The organism is Bacillus sp. FJAT-14266 (genome assembly GCF_001719225.1).
Taxonomy (GTDB): domain Bacteria; phylum Bacillota; class Bacilli; order Bacillales; family Bacillaceae; genus Bacillus; species Bacillus subtilis.
Genome location: NZ_CP017072.1, coordinates 451501 through 474051, shown reverse-complemented (window position 1 = coordinate 474051; position 22551 = coordinate 451501). Strand labels below are relative to the sequence as shown.

Below are 22551 nucleotides of genomic sequence, written 5' to 3'. Positions count from 1 at the left end.
TTATTCGTTATGGCCTGAATGCTCTGAGTGTTCAGCGCCTCCAGGAGGATTTCCGTCCATATGGTCACCATGGTGATAGTGAGCCGCGAAAATCCAGATGGATCCAAGTACGATAACGATCGCGCCAAAGAATCCGAACAGCGTGTTTCCGACTTGGATCGTGCCGTTTTCGCTCTCTGTCATATGCATAAACATGAGAAGCTGCAGCGCCGCCTGAATGAAGGCGAAGCCGAAGATAATCCAAAGTTTTGCTGATGAGCTCAGGTCAGTATACACTGCAACCCATAGAGCCAGCAGGGTCAAAACGATAGACAGGATAAAACCTACAATGTGTTTCCATGGAAAGTGACTGTGTTCAGCAGATTTGTTTGCCATTTTACAGACCCCCCAATCCCATGAGATAGACACCTGTAAAGATGAAAATCCATACAACATCTAAGAAGTGCCAGTACAAGCTTGAGATAAAGATTTTAGATGAAGTTTGCGGGGTTAAGCCGCGTTTCTTCAACTGAATCAGAATTCCTGTGATCCAGAAAATCCCGATTGTTACGTGAGTTCCGTGAGTTCCAAGTAAAACAAAGAATCCAGACCAGAACGCACTTGTACTGAGAGCCGCTCCTTCATGTACATAGTGAACAAACTCGTTGATCTCGCATCCGACGAAGCCGGCCCCGAGAAGAAGAGTGATAATTGTCCAAATGACTACGCCTTTTAAACTTCCGCGGCGCATTTCATGAACAGCGATCCCGCAGGTAAAGCTGCTGATCAGCAGCAAGAACGTCATAATCATTACCAGATTGACTTCAAATAGTTCGTCTGGCAAGACACCTCCAGCTGTTCTGTTTTTAAGAACGAAGAAGGTTGCAAATAGTGTTGAGAACAACACAATTTCTGCCCCTAAAAAGATCCAAAACCCGAGAATATTAAGTCTGCCGGTTTCAGATTGATATTCCATAGGCGCGTTAGAATTGCCGTGTTCTGCATGTTCCATAACTCACGCCTCCTTATTCGGAAATCTTTCTTTCCGTCTCTTTTATTTCATCAACACTAATGTAGTAGCCGTTGTCGTATTCGAATGAACGCAGAACCATGCAGAGCAGGACTCCGATCAATCCGACTACGCCCATCCAGTACCATTCAAAGACAAGTCCAAAGCCTGCAAGACCGAAGGCAACAGACATAAAGAACGGTCTGCCTGAGTTGCTTGGCATATGGATTTTCTTAAATTTGCTTTCAGGGTATAATTCAGTTTTTTCTTCTTTCATATGCAGGAATGCATCTTGAGATTTGACTTCAGGAAGCACCGCAAAGTTGTAATGCGGCGGAATCGCAGAAGAAGTCGCCCAATCAAGCGTACGTCCCACACCCCATGAATCTCCGCTGATTTCACGAGTAGAGTAACGGAAGCTGTAGTAGATGTTATAGCAAAGGATTAAGAATCCTACACCCATCATGAAAGCTCCGACTGTTGAGATAAAGTTCAATGTTGTCCAGCCGTCGTTCGGTCCGTATGTGTAAATACGGCGAGGCATGCCTTGAAGCCCCAAGAAATATTGCGGGAAGAAACAAATATTGAACCCGATCATAAAGATCCAGAAGAACCATTTTCCGATTCTTTCGTTCAGCTTGTGGCCGAACATTTTTGGATACCAGAAAATAAATCCGGCGAAACAAGCAAATACAGTACCCGCGATCAGCACATAGTGGAAGTGAGATACAAGGAAGTACGTATTATGGTATTGATAATCCGCTGCTGCCATCGCAAGCATAACCCCTGTAACCCCGCCGATAACGAAGTTAGGAATGAACGCAAGCGCCCACAGCATAGGTGTTGTAAAGCTGATTCGGCCTTTATACATTGTAAAGAGCCAGTTAAAGATTTTAACCCCGGTTGGGATTGAGATTGCCATTGTCGTAATTGAGAAGAATGAGTTAACGGACGCACTGTTCCCCATTGTGAAGAAGTGGTGAGTCCAAACTAAGAAACTCAATACAGAGATGGCGATAATAGAACCAACCATCGCTTTGTAACCAAACAATTGTTTTCTTGCAAAGCTTGAGATGATTTCTGAGAAAATACCAAACGCCGGAAGAATAACGATATATACTTCAGGATGTCCCCAAATCCAGAACAAGTTAGCCCAAAGCATCGGCATACCGCCTGCTTCCAATGTGAAAAAGTGAGCGCCGAACAAACGATCAAATGATAAAAGTGCTAATGCTACTGTAAGTACAGGGAAAGCAAACACGATAATAACCATTGTGATCAGTGTTGTCCATGTGAACATTGGCATACGCATTAATGTCATGCCTTTTGTTCTCATTTTTAAGATTGTTACCATAAAGTTGATCCCTGTCATCAGGGTACCGATACCGGCAATCTGAAGTCCGAGGAGGTAGTAGTTCTCACCCGGCCCAGGGCTCATGTCGTTACTTGCAAGCGGCATATAACTCGTCCAGCCTGCGTTCGGAGAACCTCCGATAACGAAAGAAATATTGAAAAGCATCGCCCCTACAAAGAACGTCCAGAAGCTCAGGTTGTTCAAGTAAGGGAACGCAACGTCGCGGGCACCGATTTGAAGAGGCACAACAACGTTAATAAGACCGATTAAGAACGGCATCGCCATGAAGATGATCATGATTGTACCGTGAGTTGTAAAAATTTCATTATAGTGGTTTGAGTCTAAAAAACTGTTATTCGGAAGCGCTAGCTGGGCACGCATCATCAGACCGTCGACACCGCCGCGGAATAACATAATTACAGCAGATATAATGTACATGATTCCGAGTTTTTTATGGTCAACAGTAGTTATCCATTCAGACCACAGCCATTTCCACTTTTTGAAGTAAGTCAGTACAAAAATAATGGCAATGGTTGAAAGCGCAATGGAAACTTGTGCGCCCAGAATTAATGGGTCACCAGTTACGAAAAATTCGTCCCATTTGAATTTCATGCAGGCTTCCTCCTTTCCTGATCAATATCATTCTTCTGTATCATCAGACTTCTTAAATTCGTTTTTCTTTACGTTTTCAAACGGATCTGTTTTAGAGTGCGGTGAAACGGCTTGATAGCCAAGGCGTTTGCGCGCCTCCATCGCGTACTCAGCGTCTTGTCCGTGATCAACGTATTTCAAGTGAGTAGAAGAGAACGTTAATTCGTCCACATTTTCAGGAAGCATCAATTCATCATACTTCTCTTTTGTCAGCTTAGGAGCCTCGTTCTGAGTCTTTTTCACCCAGCTGTTAAAGTCTTTTTCTGTAACTGCATTCACATCAAACTCTTGGTCTGCAAAATGTTCACCTGTGAAGTTCGCGTTGCGGCCTTCGTAAGTACCCACTTTGTCAGCCTGTAAGTATTGATCCATCAGCATTCCTGCCATCGCATATTTTTGCCCTCCAAGCTGAGGAATCCATAGCGAAGCCATTGAATCTGCAGATGAGATTTTGAACAAGATCGGGCGGTCGACAGGAATGTTTAAGTAGTTGACCGTTTCAATATCCTGTTCAGGGTAGCTGAATACCCATTTCCAGTCTACCGAAGTAGCATAAACAACAAGAGGCTCTTTATCTTTTGTTGCTTCAGGAGCTTTTTCTAACGAATATATCGTCTGTACTGTTGGCACAGAAAGTGCAATGACGATTAAAATTGGGATCACTGTCCAGACTACTTCTAAAAACGTGTTACCGTGAATTTCTGGGTTATAAGATCCATTATCTTTGCCTTTACGGTCGCGGTATTTTACTAAAATAATGGTAAATAGAACAAAGACGACCCCGACGATAAACAGCATAAATCCGATAGATAACAGGATTAAATCACTTTGCTGTTCAGCTACAGGTCCTTTCGGATCTAGTACTGAAGCATTGCTGCATCCCCCAAGGACGAAAACCACAGTTAACAGCGCTAATACAAGCAACGGTTTTAATGCTCTGAACAAGAAGATCACCATCCTTCCTATTGATGTAATAAATCTGAAGTGCATACTTCCTCAAAATCTTTTCTCTACTTTGTTATGCTATCAAAAACTTCACTTATTAGCTTTATTTTTTTATAAACTTCATCCCATTTTCGCTTAAATGTCATAAAATCGACAAAAATTGCTCCAACTTTATTCACATCTATCGCTTAAGATGAAAAGTTTCTAGTTATTTCCGCATATAAGTAAAGAAAAGATGATGAAGAACTAATTCTGACAAATAAAGGTTTACCACAATAAAAAACTTAGGTCAATCAAAAATTTCATTTTGTTAAACTTTCTAGATAGGAATTATTTTTTCCTTGTCTAGCATCTTTTCACACGGTTACCATTTTAACGCATCAAATATTGAAAGAAAAGGCGCAATGAAGAGCCAATATGCTCTGAATTGTCCGTATTTTTTAATGAGAGCATCCAGTTGTTTATCTTATACAAAAAAGAGGAATGATATAAGCAAATAAATAAAAAATAGGATGTGTTGCATGATGAGTTTTCTTATTTCACTTATCGTCGCTATTATTATCGGATGGCTTGGAAGCCTGTTTGTAAAAGGAGATATGCCCGGAGGAATTATCGGGTCTATGATCGCAGGTCTTATTGGCGCCTGGATCGGACACGGGCTGCTTGGAACATGGGGGCCGCACCTAGCCGGATTTGCCATTATTCCAGCGGTAATCGGTGCAGCCATTGTTGTCTTTCTAGTAAGCCTGTTAACCAGAAAAAGAGGATAAAAGCAGCAGCACCCGAAGCGTCAGCGCTTTGGGTGTTTGTTTTGCCATAAAAATCGAAAAAGCCTCAACCCTAGCGGTTGAGGCTTTTGACTGGTTTGGCGCCCAACTGGTCGATAAACCTTCTGAAGGCCTGTTTTCCTTCTGTTGTCTGTTTAAACACACCGGCGTGTTCAAGGATGCGCGCGAATACATGTCCCAGCTCTTCTTTTATGACTAGATCTGCATTCTCTTTTGTTATGGTTCTTTTTTCCATCATCCGATTAGCCCACTCACTATGTTTTGCCGTGAGCGGATTTTGTTCTAAAGCTGTTTTCGGATCAGCAGAGCATAGCGCCGCTGCCGTTTCTTTCATTTCCTCCTGTAAGCGGCCCGGCAATATCGCCAATCCCATGACCTCAATCAGGCCGATATTTTCTTTTTTAATATGGTGAACTTCTTTATGGGGATGAAATATCCCTAATGGATGCTCCTCATCCGTCCGGTTGTTCCTCAGTACGATATCGAGTTCGTACAAGTCTCCCCTGCGCCGCGCAATCGGTGTGACCGTATTATGGGGCGTATCGCCTGTATAGGCGGCAATGCCGGCTTTTTCATCGGAATACGTCTGCCACGTGCGGAAGATATGGTCAGCAGCTTCGGCGACATGACCCGGTTCGTCTCCTTGGAGCCTGAGCACAGACATCGGCCACTTCACTAAGCCCAGCGACACGCCGGGATAATCATTTAATCCATAAACGTCTTCTGCTTCTGCACGTGCCATTGGAAAATCATGCGCGCCGCCTTGAAAATGATCATGGCTTAGGATGCTGCCGCCGACAATCGGCAGATCCGCGTTTGAACCGATAAAATAATGCGGATACTGCCCGAGAAATGACAGCAGCCTTTCAAATGTTTTTTTGCTGATCTCCATCGGTTCATGTTCACCTTTTAAGACAATGCAGTGCTCTGGATAATAGACATATGGCGAGAATTGCAGGAACCATTGTTCGTCCTCAAGGGTGACCGGAATGATTCTGTGATTTTGCCGGGCTGGATGATTCACGCTACCCTCGAACCCGACATTTTCTTTACACAGCAAACACATCGGATAATTTGTCTGTTCCTGCTCTTTTGCAGCCGCAATCGCTTGCGGGTCCTTTTCAGGCTTTGATAGGTTAATGGTCATTTCCAGTTCGCCATATTCGGTCGGCACCGTCCAATGAACATTTTTGGCGATTCTGTCAGTCCGTATATAATAGACATCCTCTGAATATTGATAGAATTCCTTTGTCGCCTGTTTTGGGCCGTATAATGCTTTTGTCTCTTCAAATTTGCGAATGACCTCTGACGGAGCAGGTACAAAACAGCCCATCAGCTTTGCGCTGAGCAGGTCACGGTACGTATCTGTATCCGCTTCCATTCGGCCGGTTTCGGCAGCCCATTTATAGATGGGAGCGAGCAAGTCCGGCAGGCTTTGTGACTGCTTGATGCAGATGCCGGAGACCGGCTCGGGATGTGTGATGCCCAGCGCTTCATAAAGACGGTTTCTCGTATATTCCCGATCCCAGATCGAAATCAATTTTCGTTCCAGGCCATACTCAAGCAGCTGTTCCAGATGTTCAAAAATACTCATATGTCACTCCCCCTTTAGTTCTCTCGCTCCCTCTCCGATATCCGCGACATAAAAATCCGCTCGGAGCCCTGTTTTTTCTTGATATCTGTCTCCAACCTTCTGAATAAAATCATCAACGAATTCATCTTTTACAATGCTGATGGTGCATCCGCCAAAGCCTGCTCCCGTCATTCTTGATCCAATTACACCTTCGTGATCCCATGCCGCAAACACAAGCTCATCAAGTTCAGGGCATGTTACTTCATAGTCATCCTTCAATGAAAGGTGGGATTCCTTCATTAACTGCCCGATTTCATCTATATTGTTCTCTTTGAACATATGGGCCGTCTTAATAGCACGATGATTTTCGTATACAGCGTGCTTTGCCCGGCGTCTGTTCGTTTCATTTTGGATCAGGCTGGAATGCGCATCGAAATCAGAAGGCTTGATGTCGCCCAGTGCGGCAATATCGAGGCCTTTTTTCAAATCAAGCAATGCATCATTGCATTCTTGGCGTCTCGTATTATAGCTTGAGTCAGCCAATGTCCTTTTTTTGTTCGTGTTCGCGATGACCAGCGCGAGGCCTGAGACATTGAGTTTGCTATATTCATAGTCAAGCGTGTCGCAGTTCAGCAGCATCGCATGATGTTTTTTCCCCATTCCAATTGCAAATTGGTCCATAATTCCGCAATTGACGCCGATAAAATGGTTTTCCGCATGCTGCGCCATTTTCACAAGCTCAAGCGCATCTACTTCAGGATGAAAATAGCTTCGGAGCACGACCCCCATCAGCAGTTCAATAGAAGCGGAAGACGACAGCCCCGCCCCGTTTGGAATATTCCCTGAAAATACAATGTCAAAGCCATGGGGAACTGCATATCCCCTCTGTTGAAATTCATAAATCACGCCTTTTGGGTAGTTCGCCCAGTCGTCTTCTTTTTGATAGCGAATGTCGTCAAGGCTGCATTCCTTGATGCCTGCGTTTCTAAAGTTATCTGAATACATCCGGACAAGCCCGTCGTTTCTTTCTGCAACAGCAGCATATGTACCCATTGTCAGCGCGCACGGAAATACATGCCCGCCGTTATAGTCTGTATGTTCTCCAATCAGATTCACTCTTCCAGGTGCGAAAAAAAACCGTAACCCCTCTTTTTCTCCGAATACACTTGCAAATATCCCCTTTAGCTCTTCCCGCATGTGCAATCACCTTTCTGGTTTTTATTTTTTATTCCCCTTATTTCTCCATAGAAAACGGCAGATCATATGCTGCTGTCCTCTGTCATACCCCTTCTTCTTTTGTTTTTTTAAAGACGAGCCATTTGCTCGCAACATAGTTGACGACAACAATGACCGCGTTGTCGAGTATTTTGGCCAAGGTTTCATTTGTATTGAACTGGCTGACAAGAATGATCATCATGCCTAAATCTATGCCGAGAGACAGGACCCGAACGCTGAAAAAAGCAGTGAGCTCTTTCAGCAGGCTCTGCAGATCATGTGTTTTTTGCTGAAACACATATAATTTATTTGTTATGTAAGCAAACAGCACGGACAAAATCCAAGCGGCGACAGTGGCGGCTTTGTAATCCATATTCATGATCTCTACCAATATATAAAAGCTGGCGATATTCACAATGGTTGTGAAAACCCCCATAATGATATACATAATTATTTCTCTATACTTCACTGATGTTCCTCGCTTTCTGAAAAACTTTTCAAAATTCTTGGCGTCTCGTGCTCTCTGTCTAAAGTGAAAAATACCGAGAGTGCGTCTAAAAAGCTGCGGAAGGTGGCTGGCTGGCCCAATACATATGATTGTTTGATGATTCCGTCGAGGACTGCACATATTATTTTAGCCGTATATTCAGGATCAATACAGGCGTCAATCAGCTTTCTCTCCTTCAGCCACTTAATATATAACACATTTTCTTCCACCCACAATTCGTACAGCCGGACATAGGCCTTGCATTTCTTTAAAACTTTATATGTCGGCATGTTCATGGCAAACGAGGTGATGTCCCACGACGGCTTATTTATGTAATAGGAATAAAGCAGTTCTGCAGCGTGTTTTGCAGCCTCGTCCAATGTCAGCGATTTCACTGACTCCCGCTCCATTTGATCAAGATACCCTATAATGATCTTTTTTTTCATCTGACGTTTTTCGAGAAGGTACAGCAGAAAATCGTCCTTGCTGACAAAATGAACATAAAATGCTCCTTTGCTGTACCCGGCGGCTCTGCTGATATCTTCTACAGAAACCGGATCATACGCTCGGTCAATCAACAAATTCACGCCAGCGTCTATAAAACTTTCAAATGTTGCTTCTCTTTTAATTTGAAATTTGTTTTTTTTCATATTTTTCTCCTGGCGGTAATGATTACCCTTATCTTACACCGGATCAATCTTTAGCGGTATTTATTTCTTTGAACGGTTATGCTATTCGGTTTCCCAGGGGTCATTTTTAATAGGCTAAATGATTTATTTTCATTTACATACTATCCAGTCAGTATTTAATTGTTTATTATTATAAATAAGGTCCATTGGTTATATTAGTCATTTTTTTAGGGAATAGGTAGGTGGTTTTTCCTTCAGTTTGTGAACACCGAGCAACTATGTGTGAAATTTGTTGTACTCGCCTCATCATCGCGCTGGCTTGTCTTTTATTGCCCGCATGTTGCAGGAAAACATTTTATACAATTGGAGGTTACTATGAAAACTCATGTTAAAAAAGATTTGGACAAAGGTTGGCATATGTTAATTCAAGAAGCTAGATCCATTGGATTAGGCATTCATGATGTGAGGCAGTTTTTAGAATCTGAGACAGCATCGAGAAAGAAAAACCACAAAAAAACCGTCCGGCAAGACTAGTCCGAACAGGCGGATCTATTTACCTCTGGCTTTTCTATCACCTGATCTGAGTTTTCACCATATCCTCTATTCAAAAGCAAATCGCTGCGCTGAGCTTGAGGACAAACGGTGTGTCAGCTAACTACGACAGACAGCCGGTGATGCGATCACCTCTTGGCACATGCATTGTCATAAAGAGGTGATGCGAACATGATAACCGTGCTCTGGTAAACAGCAGCTTTGCTGAGAACAAGCTGCATTCGGTGAGGTTTTGAAAGCAAACTCGTTTATACACGGCCGAGCTTGAAAACCTTCGCCTGTCTTTAGACCACTGTGTTCACCTCTTCACGACTTCCTTCTTTTTTCATCCTCCAGATATTGTTCAACGCATAAATCGGACTTTCAGTACATACCTATTGGTGTACCTTTTTGCTTACGTTTAGCGAATAAAAGGAGGAAAGCCATGTACAAAGCTGATTATAAACAGATTGCTGCAACGCCGTCTTTTCAAGCTTTTTTAAAGCAGAAACGCGCTTTTATTGTTCCTTCTGCGATTTTCTTTTTTGTCTTTTATTTTTCACTCCCTGTTTTGACATCTTGTTTCACCTTTTTGAATGCACCGGCCATTGGAGCTGTTTCATGGGCTTGGCTGTTCGCCATCGCCCAATTCGCTATGACCTGGATACTGAGTACTGTGTATTCCCGGAGAGCCGCCCATTTCGATAAGTATGTAAGCGCTTTAAAAGAGGATCTGAAGGGTGAACAGACATGAATATGACTGCTTTTTTATTATTTTTGGCGATTGTTGGCCTGACGCTTATTATCACGTATTTTGCCGCGAAGCGGACGAAAACGACGAGTGAGTTTTATACGGCGGGCGGCGGGCTCACCGGCGTTCAGAATGGACTGGCAATTGCCGGTGACTACATGTCTGCCGCCTCGTTTCTCGGGATTGCCGGAATGATTGCGTTATATGGATTTGATGGCTTCTTTTACAGCATCGGTTTTCTGGTGGCTTATCTCGTTGTCTTGTACATCGTGGCGGAGCCGCTTCGGAATCTTGGAAAGTACACGATGGCAGACATGATTGCCGCTCGCTTTAAAGAAAAGAAAATCCGCGGTGTCGCGGCTCTCAATACCATTGCCATCTCTACTTTTTATATGATCGCCCAGCTCGTGGGGGCGGGCGCGCTGATCAAACTGCTTCTAGGGCTGGATTATACCGCGGCTGTCCTCATCGTCGGAGTGCTGATGACCATTTATGTCGTGTTTGGCGGCATGATCGCGACAAGCTGGGTTCAAATTATTAAAGCCGTTTTGCTGATGGCCGGGACACTCGTGATTTCGATTATCGTGTTTTCGAAATTCGGCTTTAGCCTTAATACCATGTTTGAACAGATGAAAACGGCTACTCCGCTGGGCGCTGATTTTTTGAACCCCGGAAATAAATACAAGGTGCCGCTTGAGACCTTGTCGTTAAACTTGGCACTCGTGCTGGGAACCGCCGGGCTTCCGCATATATTGATCCGGTTTTATACCGTTAAGGATGCCAAGACGGCCCGTACATCCGTTGTGTCAGCGACATGGATTATCGGTGTGTTTTACATTATGACGGTATTTCTCGGCTTTGGTGCCGCGGCATTTGTCGGTTTTGACGCGATTACGGCGGCTGATCAAGCGGGAAATATGGCGGCTCCGCTTTTAGCAAAAGCACTCGGAGGAGACTTTCTGTTCGCGTTTGTGTCAGCCATCGCCTTTGCCACCATTTTGGCTGTCGTGACAGGGTTGGTGCTGTCTGCCGCCTCAGCATTTGCCCATGATATTTACAGCCAGATCATCAGAAAGGGAGAAGCAACTGAAAAAGAACAGATGAAAGCGGCCAGATGGGCTTCTGTCGCCGTGTCAGTGCTCTCGATTCTCCTTGCGATTTTTGCACAATCCTTAAATGTGGCGTTCCTTGTTGCACTCGCGTTTGCGGTAGCCGCCAGCGCAAACCTTCCGCTGATTGTGTTTACAGTCTTCTGGAAACGATTCAATCCCTCAGGCGCTTTATGGGGCAGCCTGACAGGCCTGATCAGCGCGCTTGTGCTGGTGTCGATGAGCCCTAGTGTGTGGGACCCGGCCGGAGGTGCTATTTTTACCGGTGATCCGCTCATTCCGCTGTCTAATCCAGGGATTATTTCCATCCCGCTCGGCTTCCTCGGCGCGTGGCTCGGAACGGTGCTGTCGTCTGATAAAACAATTGATGAAGATACGTTTGCGGAAATACAGGTGAAGGCGCATACTGGCGTCCATATGGAACAGGAATAAAAAAAGCTCTCTTTATAGAGAGCTTTTTCCTTACTTTTTCTTCTGCTCGTCAGAAATCGCTTTTTCAAATACATCCTTGCCGGCAGCACCCGGAATTACAGTGTCGCCGATAATAAAGGTTGGAACGGCTGTGATGTCAGCCTCTTCATAGGCGTGCTTCAAGGCTTGGCGCTGCACGTCCTGATATGTTCTTGTTTCCAGTGCTGATTTGAATGATGCACCGTCTAATCCCACTTCCTCGGCGAGCTTCGTCAAGATGTCAATGTCGCCGATATTTTGGCCCTCCTGGAAAAACGCCTGAAAGACACGGGTGTTGTATTCATGTCCTTTATTGTATTTCTTCGCAAAATGGAAGCCTTCAAACGCGAGGTCTGTATACGGATGGGGCGAGACGTTTGGAAAATTGATCTCAACTCCTAATTTCTCCGCCATTGGCTGAATTGATGTCTGCCACATGTACTGTTTGGAAGGATCATTGACCGGATCAAGCTGAGGAGATGGGCTTGGGCGCAGTTCAAACGGCATCCACTCGACATCAACATCCTTTCCTTTTATCGCTTCTTCAAAAGCGGCTTTTCCAACGAAACAAAATGGGCAGACGTAATCTGAATAAACTTTAATGTGTACTGTCATGATAATCTCCTTTCGTATAAATTGATTTTAAACTGTAACAATTAAAGTTACAACTGTTTTTTAAATAAAGAAGCCTGTAAAGGCTTCTTTTATGATTCCAGCAAACGCTGGGCAATATATTCTCCTTTTTTGCAGCCGCCTGGGCATGCATATAAAGCAGAACCGATTGTTTGTGTATATTCGTTTAACGCATCCTTTGCTGAAAGAGCCTTCAGCATCGGGATAAACTGATTGTCGGGATTTTTTTGAAAACTGATAAACAGAAGACCTGCATCCATATAGCCGGTTTTCGGATCAAGTCCTTCTGTGTAAGAGAAAGCTCTTCGCAAAATTTGTTTTCCCGTAGATTTCGCTAGACTGACGTGTGAATTAGACGGAATTTGATTCAGCTTCACGGGATCTGTTTCCTTTTTCTGTCCGAAAGGCGCCCCTGAGCTTTTTCTGCGGCCGAAGGTATCCTCTTGGTCCTTGAGGGAAGAGCGGTCCCATATCTCAAGGAACATTTTGATTTTCCGGAAAGCCATATAGGTGCCGCCCGTCATCCAGTCAGGCTCACCGGACTGAACCCACACGATCGAGTTCATCAAGCTGTCATCCTCCGTGCTCTGGTTGCCTGTTCCATCTTTAAACCCGAAGAGATTGCGCGGTGTTTCGCCATTTTTTCCTCCGCTTAAAAAGCCTTTGTTCACAAAGCGGACCTCACAAGTGCCGACCGCTTGATTTAGCAGGTTACGCAGCGCGTGAAACGCCACTTGCTCATCGTCTGCACATACTTGAATGCAGATGTCCCCGCCTCCCTGCTTTTCATCCAGGTTGTCATTGGGCATCGCTGGAAGAGCGGCTAGGTGCTTCGGCTTTTTGCTTTTCAGCCCGAAGCGGTCCTTTCCGTCTTTTTCAAAAAAGCTAGGCCCAAATCCGAATGTGACCGTTAAGTTGGAAGGGGATAAATCAGCAGACTCACCTGTATCCTGCGGCGGCAGATATTGATTTCTCTGCTCCGCTGACATTTTCTTGCCAGATGTCAGCATCTGTGTGAGACTTGTCCAGTTTCTAAATAACGTAATGATGTCGCTTTTGTCTTTTGCTGTTACATCCAGGGCAGCAAAATAGACATACGTCTGATGGGCAGTTGTGATTCCGGCCTGATGCTTTCCGTAAAACGGAACAATCTGCTCCTCCTCTTTTTCATCCTTTTTCGATGGCTTAGCCGCAGTCTGAACAAGCGGAGCGAGACCGCCGAGACCGCTGGCACCGATCGCAACGGCTGCCCCCGCCATCGCTCCCCATTTTAAAATGTCCCGTCTGTGAATTTGTTCTGGCTTTTTTTGTTCATCGCTCATGATGTTACAAAACTCCTTTTATAGCACATTCGCAATCTTCGACATGGTTTCAGAAAGAGTCGTCAGCTTTGTGCTCAGCTCTCTGATTTGCTTTTCACTTAATTTATCATAAGACGTATAGGACTGATCATTTGTTTTGTATTTTGCCATTAAAACTTCAAATTCGCTGAACTCCGTATCCAGTTTTTCCGTCAAGTCGGAGTGATCTTTTACAAGCGCGCTTTTCACTGTTTGATAAACGGCTTCGGAGCCTTCCACATTTGCCATAAGGTCAACTAAATCAATCCGTGAGTAGCGCTCTTCTTCTCCCGTGATTTTCGAAATTCCGGCTTCGTTCAGAAGCTCCATCGCGCCTGCAACAATTTGTTCAGGGGTTAATTTCAGTGATTGAATTGAACCGTCAAGCTCTTTTACATCTTTGAGAAGCTGGTCAGCTGTTGCCTTTTCCCCGGAAATATCTTGATCCTTCCAAATGGCCTTCTCAAGCTTATGGAAGCCTGTCCATTTGTCTCCTTCTTCAACATCGTTTTCTCGTGCATCAATTTTCGGGTCAAGATCTCCAAGGCTTTCAGCGATCGGTTCGATACGCTCGTAATAAACACGCGCTTTCGCATATAACGTTTTAGATTTTTCGATATCGCCGGATTTCACAGCGCTTGTAAATGCTTCAGTCGCTTTGACAAGCTGGCCACTCTGCTTTTTGACATAGCCTTTATACTCATCTGCTGCTTTTGCCAGCTGATCGCTAGCCTTTTTGCCGCTCTTCTTCGCTTCTGTCAGGTCTTCTAAGGACGCTTTCAATGACTCGGATTCTGTCTTGATTTTTACTGTATCCGGTTTGTCTTTTTGTGCTTCTGTGTAGATTGGCTGAAGATGCTTTTCGATTTCTGTATATTCGAATGGATAGTCACTGCGAATATCGTTTTCAAAGGAAAGCCAGTAGCTGTTTAACTCTTTCCCCTTCTTTTCAATCTCTTTTTGGTCTCCTTTTTCCACTGAGTCATTCAGCTTAGAAATGATGGTTTCCATTTTATTTACGGATGCAGTGATTTCTTTAGTGACCCCGCTTTTTTCAGATGAAGCTTTTTCTTTGGTTGAAGATGTGTCATTGGCTCCGCAGCCTGCGCACAGCGCAAGGATGCATCCGGCTGATACAGCGATTTTTGTGAAATTCATTTTGTCAGTTCCTTTCCGTTTGTAAAATGTTTTGCCGCTTCTGAAACAAGCGCAATCAGTAAAAAGAGGAAAATCAACATTTGCGGAATCGTGCTGTACACAGACGGATAAATTCCTAGCACCGATACAGACGGCAGCCAGCTTTCTGCATCAGACGGAAGAATGCCCGCCAGCTGAAGGCTGTGAACGCCGGTTCCGAGAAATTTCACGCACATATACAGGACAACCGCCATTGATAGAAGAAAAAACGGCTTCAATGGAATGCGCATTCCGAGCTTGATCATCAGAACACCGACGATGACGAGAACGATAAGCCCTGCGGCAGTTCCGCCGATCAGTTCAGTGAGCGGGAGCTTCCCGACAAGCCCGATGAAAAAGATGACCGTTTCGAGACCTTCTCTTACAACTGCCAGAAATGCAATGAGCGCAAAGGAAAGCAGGCTTCGTTTTTTTAGTGCCTGTGACTTCTGGATATTGATTTTTTCTCTCCATTTATCCATTGAGGCGTTTCTGTGCAGCCACACCCCGACATACAAAAGCATGACAGCGGACAGTACGCCGGTAACGCCGCCAAGCAAGAAATTGTTTTCTCCGAATACACTGGAAGAGAACAGAACCGTGACACCGATGCCGGCTGCTAAGGAAACAGCCATGCCGGCGGACGCCCCGCCCCAGATCCATGTCGAGGAACGCGTAACCCGCGCTTTTTTTGTCATGGTTAATAGCGCTCCGATGACAAGGAGGGCCTCCATTCCTTCACGAATCGGGATCAGCGCCGCATCCCACCAGCTGTAGCTGCTTGAAGCGATCGGCTCGAGCAATTGAATCATTTCGTCAATTTGCTTTGATACCTTTTCAGGATGGCTGCCGATCTCCGCCTTCATCAGTGCCAGATTTTCCTCCGATGTCGTATAGGCTTCTTTCGATTGGGACACGACGTCTCCCTCAACGGCGAGCCAGGATGTAACTAAATTGTCGATTGCGGATGACGCTTCATCCAATTGTTTTTTTTCTATTAACTGTTTTGTGTCTTTCAAGCTTTGTATATAGGCTGTTAAGGACGCCCTTGATTGACCTGAGGATGTCTTTTTCAGCACGACAGCCTGCTGGTAGGTTTCTAAATGAGACGAAAGCTCTTCAAGCTGTGTTTTGAGCTTGCCTGCGTCTTGATTGATAAAAGAAAGAGAAATCATCGCGATATTCGCGTCCATTTCACTGTGAGAAGAAAGGTTTTCTTTCTTAATAGAAGGTTCTTCTTTTTTCCACTTCGCTTTGAAGGTTTCAAACGTTTGTTGTGCCGAATCCATATCCCCGTCTTTTACGGATTTGATCATTTGCTTGTTTAATTGAATTAATGCGGCGATCGGATCATCTTCCGCATGTGCCGCAGAACCGAAAACCATCAACAAGCTGAATAGAATAAGTGCCAGCCCCCGAGCCATCATGTTCCTCCTATAATTGAAAATGATTATCATTGTATAACATAATCATAGCCAGTTCTTGTCCTTTGTCAATTAAAATTTGAAGGTCTGAAAACCTTGATGGACAGCAAAAAAGCTGTCCTTTTACAGAACAGCCTTTTGAAGGAAGATGAACGATTATCTTTCTGTTTTATATGTTTGAATTTCCTCACGAAACTTGCGTGCAGCACTCTCAGGATCTTCCGCCTGACTGATGGCGCTGATCATACTGACGCCATCGGCCCCCGCTTGGATAACAGGTGCGGCATTATCTATTGTGATGCCACCGATGCCGACAATTGGAATGCTGATGCCTTGGCGGCGCACTGCTTCAATAAGAGATACCCCTTGTACCGCTCTCGTATCTTTTTTCGTTTCAGTCGGATAGATCGGCCCAAGCCCGACATAATCGGCTCCGTCTTCTTCAGCTTGCTTCACCTCAGACATCGTATGGGCAGAAACGCCGAGAATCATATCACCTATGGCAGCTCTTACCTCTTTCGCATTTGCGTCTTCCTGGCCGATGTGGATACCGTCAGCTTTCAGCTTCAGAGCCAATTCCACATCATCATTGACAATGAACGGAATACCAGCTTCACGGCAAGCTGCCTGCGCTTTTTCAGCAAATTCAATCCGAGCCTCTCCTGTCAGCGCATCCCCGCCTTTTTCACGGAACTGGTACAGGGTGGCACCGCCTTTTAACGCTTTTTGTACAACTGTAACAGGATCGGCTTTCGTATTGTTTGACCCCATAATGAAGTATACAGATAATAACTCTTTCATCATTTCCCGAGAAATACGAGTCATGAGACAGTCACCCTTTCTATAGCCGCCCATTCTTGGACGTCTTGTTCAGTAACAGTTGAAAGCTTGTTCAGCAATTCAATCTGAAAGCTTCCAGGGCCTTTGTCAGCCGTCTGCTGTGCGGCAAGCTGAGCGGCGACCCCATACGAAGTAATGGCCGCAATAGCAGCAAACAATGGATTTTCTTCCACAGCGCAAAACGCACCGACGACGGAAGTCAGCAGGCAACCGGCGCCTGTCACTTTTGTCAGCAGCTTGTGGCCGTTATGAAGGGTGTATACATGTGACGTGTCGGCTATGACATCAACTTCACCAGTTATCGCAATGACTGTGTTTAGCTTTTGTGCCGCCTGCTGAGCCAGCCGGATGATGTCGCCTCCGCCTTCACCCGCATCAACACCTTTGATCAGCCAATCGGTCACGCCGACGGTATGGGCAATTTCCGCCGCATTTCCTCTGATTGCAGCAAGGCGCACCTCACGAATGATGTCACGTGCCGATTCAGTGCGGAACGGTGTTGCTCCGGCACCGACAGGATCAAGAATGACGGGAACGCCATGTTCATTAGCTGATTTCCCCGCGATGATCATCGCTTCGACTGACTCCTTGCTCAGTGTTCCGATATTTAAAACGAGTGCACCCGCAATCTTCGCCATATCGGCGACCTCTTCTTTTGCGTACGCCATAACGGGCGATGCGCCGAGGGCGAGCAGGCCGTTTGCTGTGAAATTCGTTACGACATTGTTGGTTATGCTATGCACCAGTGGGCTATGCCGGCGGACAGCAGTAAGACATTTTGCTGCTGATTGTGCATCCATGTTTGCATCATCCTTTACTATCTTTTTTCGGGTCCCATAAATACGATTTCGTATGTTCGAGCCAAGCTCTGGCCGCAAACGACAAGTACCGGTCCTTTCTCCAAATAATGGCGAGGTGCCAAGGGATGACCGGATCGACAAGCGGAATGACTTTCACTTTTTCCGGGTCAAGGCCGCGGCAGATTCGTTCCGGCAAAAGTCCGATCCCAAGGTTGGCTGATACCATCTCACTGATAAAATCCCATTGTGATGTTTCATAAATGATATGGGGCCGGAACCCAGCCTTGATACATTCCGTCATAATTCGGTTGTGCAGGACAAAATCCTCTCTGAAGAAAATAAAAGGCTCGTCCTTCAACTCACGCAGCTGACATTCTTTCTCATCAGCCAGCCGGTGGGAAGGGTGAACGACAAGCATTAAGGTTTCTTTTACGATTGTAAACGAATGAAAGATATCTTCGTTTGCGGGAAGGACCACAACGCCGATATCAAGAGAGCCGTCCCCGACACCTTCTTGGACTTTTATAGAACCGTCTTCGACTAGCTGAAAGGTGACATTCGGATAGTTTTCACGGAAATCGCCGAGCACTCTGGGGAAAAACCCCGATCCGATCATCGGCGGCAGTCCAATCCGTACGTGCCCTTTCTTGACTTCCATAATATCATTTAATTCTGACGTCAGGTTTTGAAATGATTTAATGATTTCCTGCGCCTGCACATACATGCTATGGCCGGCATCAGTCAGTTCCACCTGCCTGCCGTTTCGGTAAAACAGTTCAATTCCGAGCTCTTCTTCTAAATTTTTGATCATTTTTGATATCGTCGGCTGAGAAACATAAAGGGATTGGGAAGCCTTCGTAAAACTTTTTAAACGGGCGACTTCCAAGAAATATGTTAAATGGCGGATATCCATGCGCTTCACCCTTTCTATAGACAAAAGGAATACTTCTTATTCTTAATATATATTTTACCTATAGAGAGACCTTATGTACAATAAGTATATAAGGGAGGCATCAATATGAAAAAACTGTTGCTAACCGTTATTCAAATCGCTCTGTTATTTATATTTGCTCGGCTGATTAATTGGGTGACAGCCCTTCTTCATATAAATATTCCCGGCAGTATAATAGGGATTGTGATTCTTTTCACATTATTGCACTTTAACATTATCAAGCTTGAATGGATCGAGCTTGGCGCGGCGTGGCTTCTCGGGGAGCTGCTTTTATTTTTTATCCCGTCTGCCGTCGGAGTGATTGAATACGGAGACATTATGTCGAAATTTGGTGTCAGCATTCTGCTTGTTGTCATCATCAGCACGTTTGTCGTGATGGTGTCTACAGGAACGCTTACACAACTCATTGCAAAGAGAAAGGAGAAAAAGCATACGTGTTCATCGGAATTGTAAGTTTGTTTTTAACGGTTTTGGTGTATTTAGGAGCAAAAAAGGTATATCAACGCTTTCCGCGTGTTTATACGTCGCCGCTATTGGTGACGCCCGCTGTGTTAGTCGGTCTGCTGCTGCTGGTGAATGTCCCGTACGAGTCCTATAATCTCGGCGGCGGATTGCTGACCGATATGCTACAGCCGGCCACCGTGGCATTCGCGATCCCGCTATATAAATATTTCCCTGTTTTAAAGAAATACGCAGTGGAAATTATCTTGAATGTGGCCGTCGGTTCATGCATCGCGATTATTTCTACCGCTCTTATTGCGAAATGGCTTCACCTCGGCACCGGCTTAATTGACAGCCTCGTCCCGAGATCAGTGACAACGCCGATCGCGATGAACGTATCTGAAATGATCGGCGGAATGCCTGCCGTCACAGCCGTGTTTGTGATTTTAACCGCTTTGCTCGGCACAGTGATCGGCCCGATGGTCATCCGTTATTTCCGCATTGATAACGAAATTGCGCGGGGCGTGTTGCTTGGCACAAGCGCGCACGGAGCGGGAACGTCAAAGGCATTTGAGCTCAGCTCTGTGTCCGGCACAATTTCAAGCGTATCGATGATCTTAGCTGCGATTATGACGCTTTGCGCGGCGCCATTTTTGCTTTCATTTATGTAAAAAACTGTCCTCTCGAGGGCAGTTTTTTTATGTGCTTCCCCTTATTGAAAAGCTGACGAATTCCAATATAATGTATTTGTGGATACCAAAGGAGGCACCCTGATGCACAACTTGCAGGTGAGACGGCATTATGCCGCGTTAAAAGGATTTTATTTGTTTGCTTTTCTCGGTACGGGCAGCATGATTCCCTTACTCAGTATGTATTTAACGAAGGAACAGCATTTAAGCGGATCACAGGTTGGCTTGATCATGTCACTGGGCCCGATTGTGATGATTTTCTTTCAGCCGTTTTGGGGCATGCTGAGCGACTATACGCAAAAAACGAAAGGCCTGCTGGCGGTTTGCACATCAATCACAGGCATCATTGGACTAGGCTATATTGCATTTGACAGCTTTCCTCTGTTTATTTTGATTGCGGCCTGTTTTGCAGCCTTTCAAAGCACGATTATTCCACTTTCGGACAGCATTTCACTAAGGTACACACAAGAAACAAACGGCAACTACGGCGGAATCCGCCTGTTTGGTTCTCTCGGCTTCGGTGTCGCGGTGTTTGCCATGGGACAGGTGACGAACCAGCTGTACCCCATTCACGTGATCTTTATCTTTGGCTGTGCCTTTCTATGCATTGCTGCCATATTGGCTTCACAAATGCCCGGCCAGCAGAAAACAAAAACAAAGGTCAATATCCGCAAAGGATTCCGGGAGCTTATCAGCAACAAAACTTTCCTCATCTTTATGATCATCACCTTTACGACATTTGCTCCAAACTTAGCGAACAATACGTATTTCAGTCTTTTTCTGGACAAAAGCGGCGCGTCACTTTCCGCTATCGGCATTTTATTTTTCATCGGTGTCATTTCAGAAATTCCATTTATGAGATTCGCCCAAACATTTATAGATAAAATGGGGCTGCTCAACGTCATTATGCTGTCAGGCGGAGTCTCATTATTCAGGTGGGCGCTCTATTTCACGGCGCCTTCACTATGGATCATTTATGCGACGGTCTTTCTTCAGGGAGTGGCCATCGGTTTATTTATCCCGGCGGCGCTTCAATATGTAAAAAAGATTACCCCAAGACACGTTGAAGCGACGGCGCTGACCATGTACGCCGCCATTGGCAACGGGTTCGGCAACTGGTTCTGCACATTTGCAGGCGGGTACATTTTTGACTACGTGTCGATTTTCGCGGTCTACTTGCTTTTTGGCATTCTGAGCATAGCAGGCTTTGGCCTGACATTATATTTAATGAAGGCTGAAAAAAACAAACATACACTTCATCAGCCGGCTGTTACTTTTAAATCATAATGACTATAATGAACAAAAGAAAGGATGTGCGTTATGAACGGGCAAGAGCGAAACAGCATTTCGAAAGGGTTGCAGGTTGATATTGTATTGAAAGCAGATCAAAAAACAGGAAAACTGACGAGAGGGACAGTGAAGGATATTTTGACGAAATCAAACTTTCATCCGCATGGCATTAAAGTCCGTCTTGAAGATGGCCGCATCGGCCGCGTCCAGCAGATCATTTCTACATAAAAAAAAGCTGCCCCTGAACAGGGCAGCTTTTTCATTATTTTTTCTGCAGAAGGACCACTTTCAGGTAGTTGCCTTCCGGAAATGCCGAAATCGTTTTGAAATCCTCCGGCAGCGTAAATTCCTCAATGATGGTGTAGCGTTCGTTCGTTTCTTTAAATGCGGCATCGATAAAGCCTTTGAATTTCTTCATGCCAAAGGCGCTGCTGTTTGTAGAGGCAACAATGACACCCTTGTCAGCAGTGATGGCGATCGTTTCCTTCAGCAGGTTTTTATAATCCTTGGCCGCGCTGAAGGTGCGTTTTTTTGTGCGCGCAAAGGAAGGCGGATCGAGAATAATCAGATCAAAGCGCAAATCCTTTTTTGCAGCATATGAAAAATAGTTAAACACGTCCATCACTTTAATGTCGTGCGCTTCGTAATCCAGCTTGTTCACGCTGAATTGCTCGATCGTTTTGGCCAGACTTCGGTTTGCCACGTCGACGCTTGTTGTTTTCTCCGCTCCGCCAAGCGCCGCTGCCACGGAGAATGCACCCGTATAAGAAAACGTATTTAAAACGGTTTTCCCTTTTGCATAGCGGTCTCTGATCGCCTTGCGCACCTCTCTCTGATCCAAAAAGATGCCCGTCATAGCGCCTTCATTCAGATCCACCGCATATTGAATGCCATTCTCCTGGATGATGATCGGGAACTCGCCCCTTCTCCCTTTCACGAAGTCATCATCTTCAACGTATTGTCCAGCTGTGTCGAAGCGTTTCTTCTCGTAAATCGCTTTATAATCAAGATCCATCTCATCCAATGCGGAAATCAGCATGTCTTTAAAGGTGTAAATCCCCTTGCTGTACCATTGAATCAGCAGGTAGCCGTCATAATAGTCGATGGTGACGCCGCCGACACCGTCGCCCTCACCGTTGAACAGGCGGAAAGCTGTTGTATCTTGAGCCTCAAATAGTTTGGCGCGCGCTTGGGCCGCTTTTGTTAATTTGGTGAGAAAAAATGCCTGGTCAACCTGTTCATGTTTATTGCGGGTAAGCGTCCAGCCGACCCCTTTGTTTTGCAGGCCATAATAGCCCCGCGCGAGAAACTCGCCGCTCTCAGATACGATGTCAACGAGGTCTCCTTCTTTCATGTGCCCCGCACTCCCTGCGAGAGCTTCTTTTTCAATAAGGGGATAGCCTTTTTTGATTTTGGCAGCGTGTGCTTTTTTTAGGGTGAGTAGCTTCATATATGTCGTCCTCTTTCCGTTTGCTTTCTCTTATGGTACCACAAA

Annotated in this window: 24 protein-coding genes; 8 read left to right on the top strand and 16 right to left on the bottom strand. The window is 45.3% G+C overall.

The window, feature by feature from the left end:
• Genes qoxD through qoxA form a run of 4 tightly spaced genes read right to left on the bottom strand, consistent with a single transcriptional unit; the run spans position 1 to position 3947 of the window.
• Positions 1–375: a cytochrome aa3 quinol oxidase subunit IV gene (gene qoxD, locus BGM23_RS02530; RefSeq protein ID WP_003227410.1), complete on the bottom strand. Its 375-nt coding sequence runs from the start codon at positions 373–375 to the stop codon at positions 1–3.
• 1 nt (position 376) lies between these two features.
• A complete protein-coding gene (qoxC, locus tag BGM23_RS02525) occupies positions 377–991 on the bottom strand; it encodes a cytochrome aa3 quinol oxidase subunit III (protein ID WP_003227409.1) in 615 nt (204 codons plus the stop codon).
• Positions 992–1004: 13 nt separating this feature from the next.
• Positions 1005–2954 carry a cytochrome aa3 quinol oxidase subunit I gene (gene qoxB / locus BGM23_RS02520; protein ID WP_003227407.1) on the bottom strand — a complete coding sequence of 650 codons (1950 nt, stop codon included), beginning with the start codon at positions 2952–2954 and terminating at the stop codon, positions 1005–1007.
• A gap of 27 nt (positions 2955–2981) precedes the next feature.
• Positions 2982–3947 carry a cytochrome aa3 quinol oxidase subunit II gene (qoxA, locus tag BGM23_RS02515; RefSeq protein WP_010886637.1) on the bottom strand — a complete coding sequence of 322 codons (966 nt, stop codon included), beginning with the start codon at positions 3945–3947 and terminating at the stop codon, positions 2982–2984.
• 515 nt (positions 3948–4462) lie between these two features.
• Here qoxA and BGM23_RS02510 point away from each other — a divergent pair.
• Complete coding sequence (locus BGM23_RS02510) at positions 4463–4708, top strand: GlsB/YeaQ/YmgE family stress response membrane protein (RefSeq protein WP_009968363.1); 246 nt, start codon at positions 4463–4465, stop codon at positions 4706–4708.
• Positions 4709–4778: 70 nt separating this feature from the next.
• On the opposite strand, the gene galT is transcribed toward BGM23_RS02510, so the two are convergent.
• The 4 genes from galT to slrC form a co-directional block, all read right to left on the bottom strand.
• Positions 4779–6320: a UDP-glucose--hexose-1-phosphate uridylyltransferase gene (gene galT, locus BGM23_RS02505; RefSeq protein ID WP_029726204.1), complete on the bottom strand. Its 1542-nt coding sequence runs from the start codon at positions 6318–6320 to the stop codon at positions 4779–4781.
• A gap of 3 nt (positions 6321–6323) precedes the next feature.
• Positions 6324–7496: a galactokinase gene (locus BGM23_RS02500; protein ID WP_015250940.1), complete on the bottom strand. Its 1173-nt coding sequence runs from the start codon at positions 7494–7496 to the stop codon at positions 6324–6326.
• A gap of 82 nt (positions 7497–7578) precedes the next feature.
• Positions 7579–7962, bottom strand: coding sequence for a GtrA family protein (locus BGM23_RS02495; RefSeq protein ID WP_029726203.1), 384 nt, complete (start codon positions 7960–7962; stop codon positions 7579–7581).
• Between the two features lie 17 nt (positions 7963–7979).
• Positions 7980–8651, bottom strand: coding sequence for a transcriptional regulator SlrC (slrC, locus tag BGM23_RS02490; RefSeq protein ID WP_014478350.1), 672 nt, complete (start codon positions 8649–8651; stop codon positions 7980–7982).
• Positions 8652–9005: 354 nt separating this feature from the next.
• Between slrC and slrA the strand changes: the two genes are divergently transcribed.
• From slrA to BGM23_RS02475, 3 genes are all read left to right on the top strand, one after another.
• Entirely contained in the window at positions 9006–9164 is a 159-nt protein-coding gene (gene slrA, locus BGM23_RS02485; protein WP_003243648.1) for a transcriptional regulator SlrA, read from the top strand.
• A 442-nt stretch (positions 9165–9606) separates the two neighbouring features.
• Entirely contained in the window at positions 9607–9915 is a 309-nt protein-coding gene (locus BGM23_RS02480) for a DUF485 domain-containing protein (protein ID WP_029726202.1), read from the top strand.
• Positions 9912–11453: a solute symporter family protein gene (locus BGM23_RS02475; RefSeq protein ID WP_029726201.1), complete on the top strand. Its 1542-nt coding sequence runs from the start codon at positions 9912–9914 to the stop codon at positions 11451–11453. The genes BGM23_RS02480 and BGM23_RS02475 overlap by 4 nt, the downstream gene beginning before the upstream one ends.
• 30 nt (positions 11454–11483) lie before the next feature.
• Here the strand turns inward: BGM23_RS02475 and BGM23_RS02470 are convergent, their stop codons facing one another.
• The 7 genes from BGM23_RS02470 to cidR form a co-directional block, all read right to left on the bottom strand.
• Complete coding sequence (locus BGM23_RS02470; protein WP_029726200.1) at positions 11484–12086, bottom strand: DsbA family oxidoreductase; 603 nt, start codon at positions 12084–12086, stop codon at positions 11484–11486.
• 89 nt (positions 12087–12175) lie between these two features.
• A complete protein-coding gene (efeB, locus tag BGM23_RS02465) occupies positions 12176–13426 on the bottom strand; it encodes an iron uptake transporter deferrochelatase/peroxidase subunit (protein WP_029318658.1) in 1251 nt (416 codons plus the stop codon).
• 18 nt (positions 13427–13444) lie between these two features.
• Positions 13445–14602, bottom strand: a complete 1158-nt coding sequence (gene efeM / locus BGM23_RS02460; RefSeq protein WP_029726199.1) for an iron uptake system protein EfeO — start codon at positions 14600–14602, stop codon at positions 13445–13447.
• Complete coding sequence (gene efeU / locus BGM23_RS02455; RefSeq protein ID WP_029726198.1) at positions 14599–16044, bottom strand: ferrous ion permease EfeU; 1446 nt, start codon at positions 16042–16044, stop codon at positions 14599–14601. Before efeU ends, efeM begins: the two co-directional genes overlap by 4 nt.
• Positions 16045–16200: 156 nt before the next feature.
• The gene (thiE, locus tag BGM23_RS02450; protein ID WP_015250933.1) at positions 16201–16869 is read right to left on the bottom strand and encodes a thiamine phosphate synthase; all 669 of its coding nucleotides are present in this window, start codon (positions 16867–16869) and stop codon (positions 16201–16203) included.
• On the bottom strand, positions 16866–17684 hold the full coding sequence (thiM, locus tag BGM23_RS02445) for a hydroxyethylthiazole kinase (RefSeq protein ID WP_029726196.1): 819 nt from the start codon (positions 17682–17684) through the stop codon (positions 16866–16868). Before thiM ends, thiE begins: the two co-directional genes overlap by 4 nt.
• Before the next feature lie 7 nt (positions 17685–17691).
• Positions 17692–18597, bottom strand: a complete 906-nt coding sequence (gene cidR / locus BGM23_RS02440; protein WP_003227377.1) for a cidABC operon transcriptional activator CidR — start codon at positions 18595–18597, stop codon at positions 17692–17694.
• Positions 18598–18702: 105 nt separating this feature from the next.
• Here cidR and BGM23_RS02435 point away from each other — a divergent pair, with 105 nt between their 5' ends.
• The 4 genes from BGM23_RS02435 to BGM23_RS02420 all read left to right on the top strand — a co-directional run bounded on the left by BGM23_RS02435 (position 18703) and on the right by BGM23_RS02420 (position 21284).
• Positions 18703–19089 (top strand): CidA/LrgA family holin-like protein, encoded by a 387-nt coding sequence (locus BGM23_RS02435; protein ID WP_003227375.1) that lies wholly within the window; start codon positions 18703–18705, stop codon positions 19087–19089.
• Positions 19071–19748, top strand: a complete 678-nt coding sequence (locus BGM23_RS02430; RefSeq protein ID WP_003227371.1) for a CidB/LrgB family autolysis modulator — start codon at positions 19071–19073, stop codon at positions 19746–19748. The genes BGM23_RS02435 and BGM23_RS02430 overlap by 19 nt, the downstream gene beginning before the upstream one ends.
• A gap of 102 nt (positions 19749–19850) precedes the next feature.
• Positions 19851–21053 (top strand): MFS transporter, encoded by a 1203-nt coding sequence (locus tag BGM23_RS02425; protein WP_015714923.1) that lies wholly within the window; start codon positions 19851–19853, stop codon positions 21051–21053.
• A 33-nt stretch (positions 21054–21086) separates the two neighbouring features.
• On the top strand, positions 21087–21284 hold the full coding sequence (locus tag BGM23_RS02420; protein ID WP_003227367.1) for a YwbE family protein: 198 nt from the start codon (positions 21087–21089) through the stop codon (positions 21282–21284).
• A 34-nt stretch (positions 21285–21318) separates the two neighbouring features.
• Here BGM23_RS02420 and BGM23_RS02415 read toward each other — a convergent pair whose 3' ends face one another.
• Entirely contained in the window at positions 21319–22506 is a 1188-nt protein-coding gene (locus BGM23_RS02415; RefSeq protein ID WP_015714924.1) for a class I SAM-dependent rRNA methyltransferase, read from the bottom strand.
• Between the last annotated feature and the right edge of the window lie 45 nt (positions 22507–22551).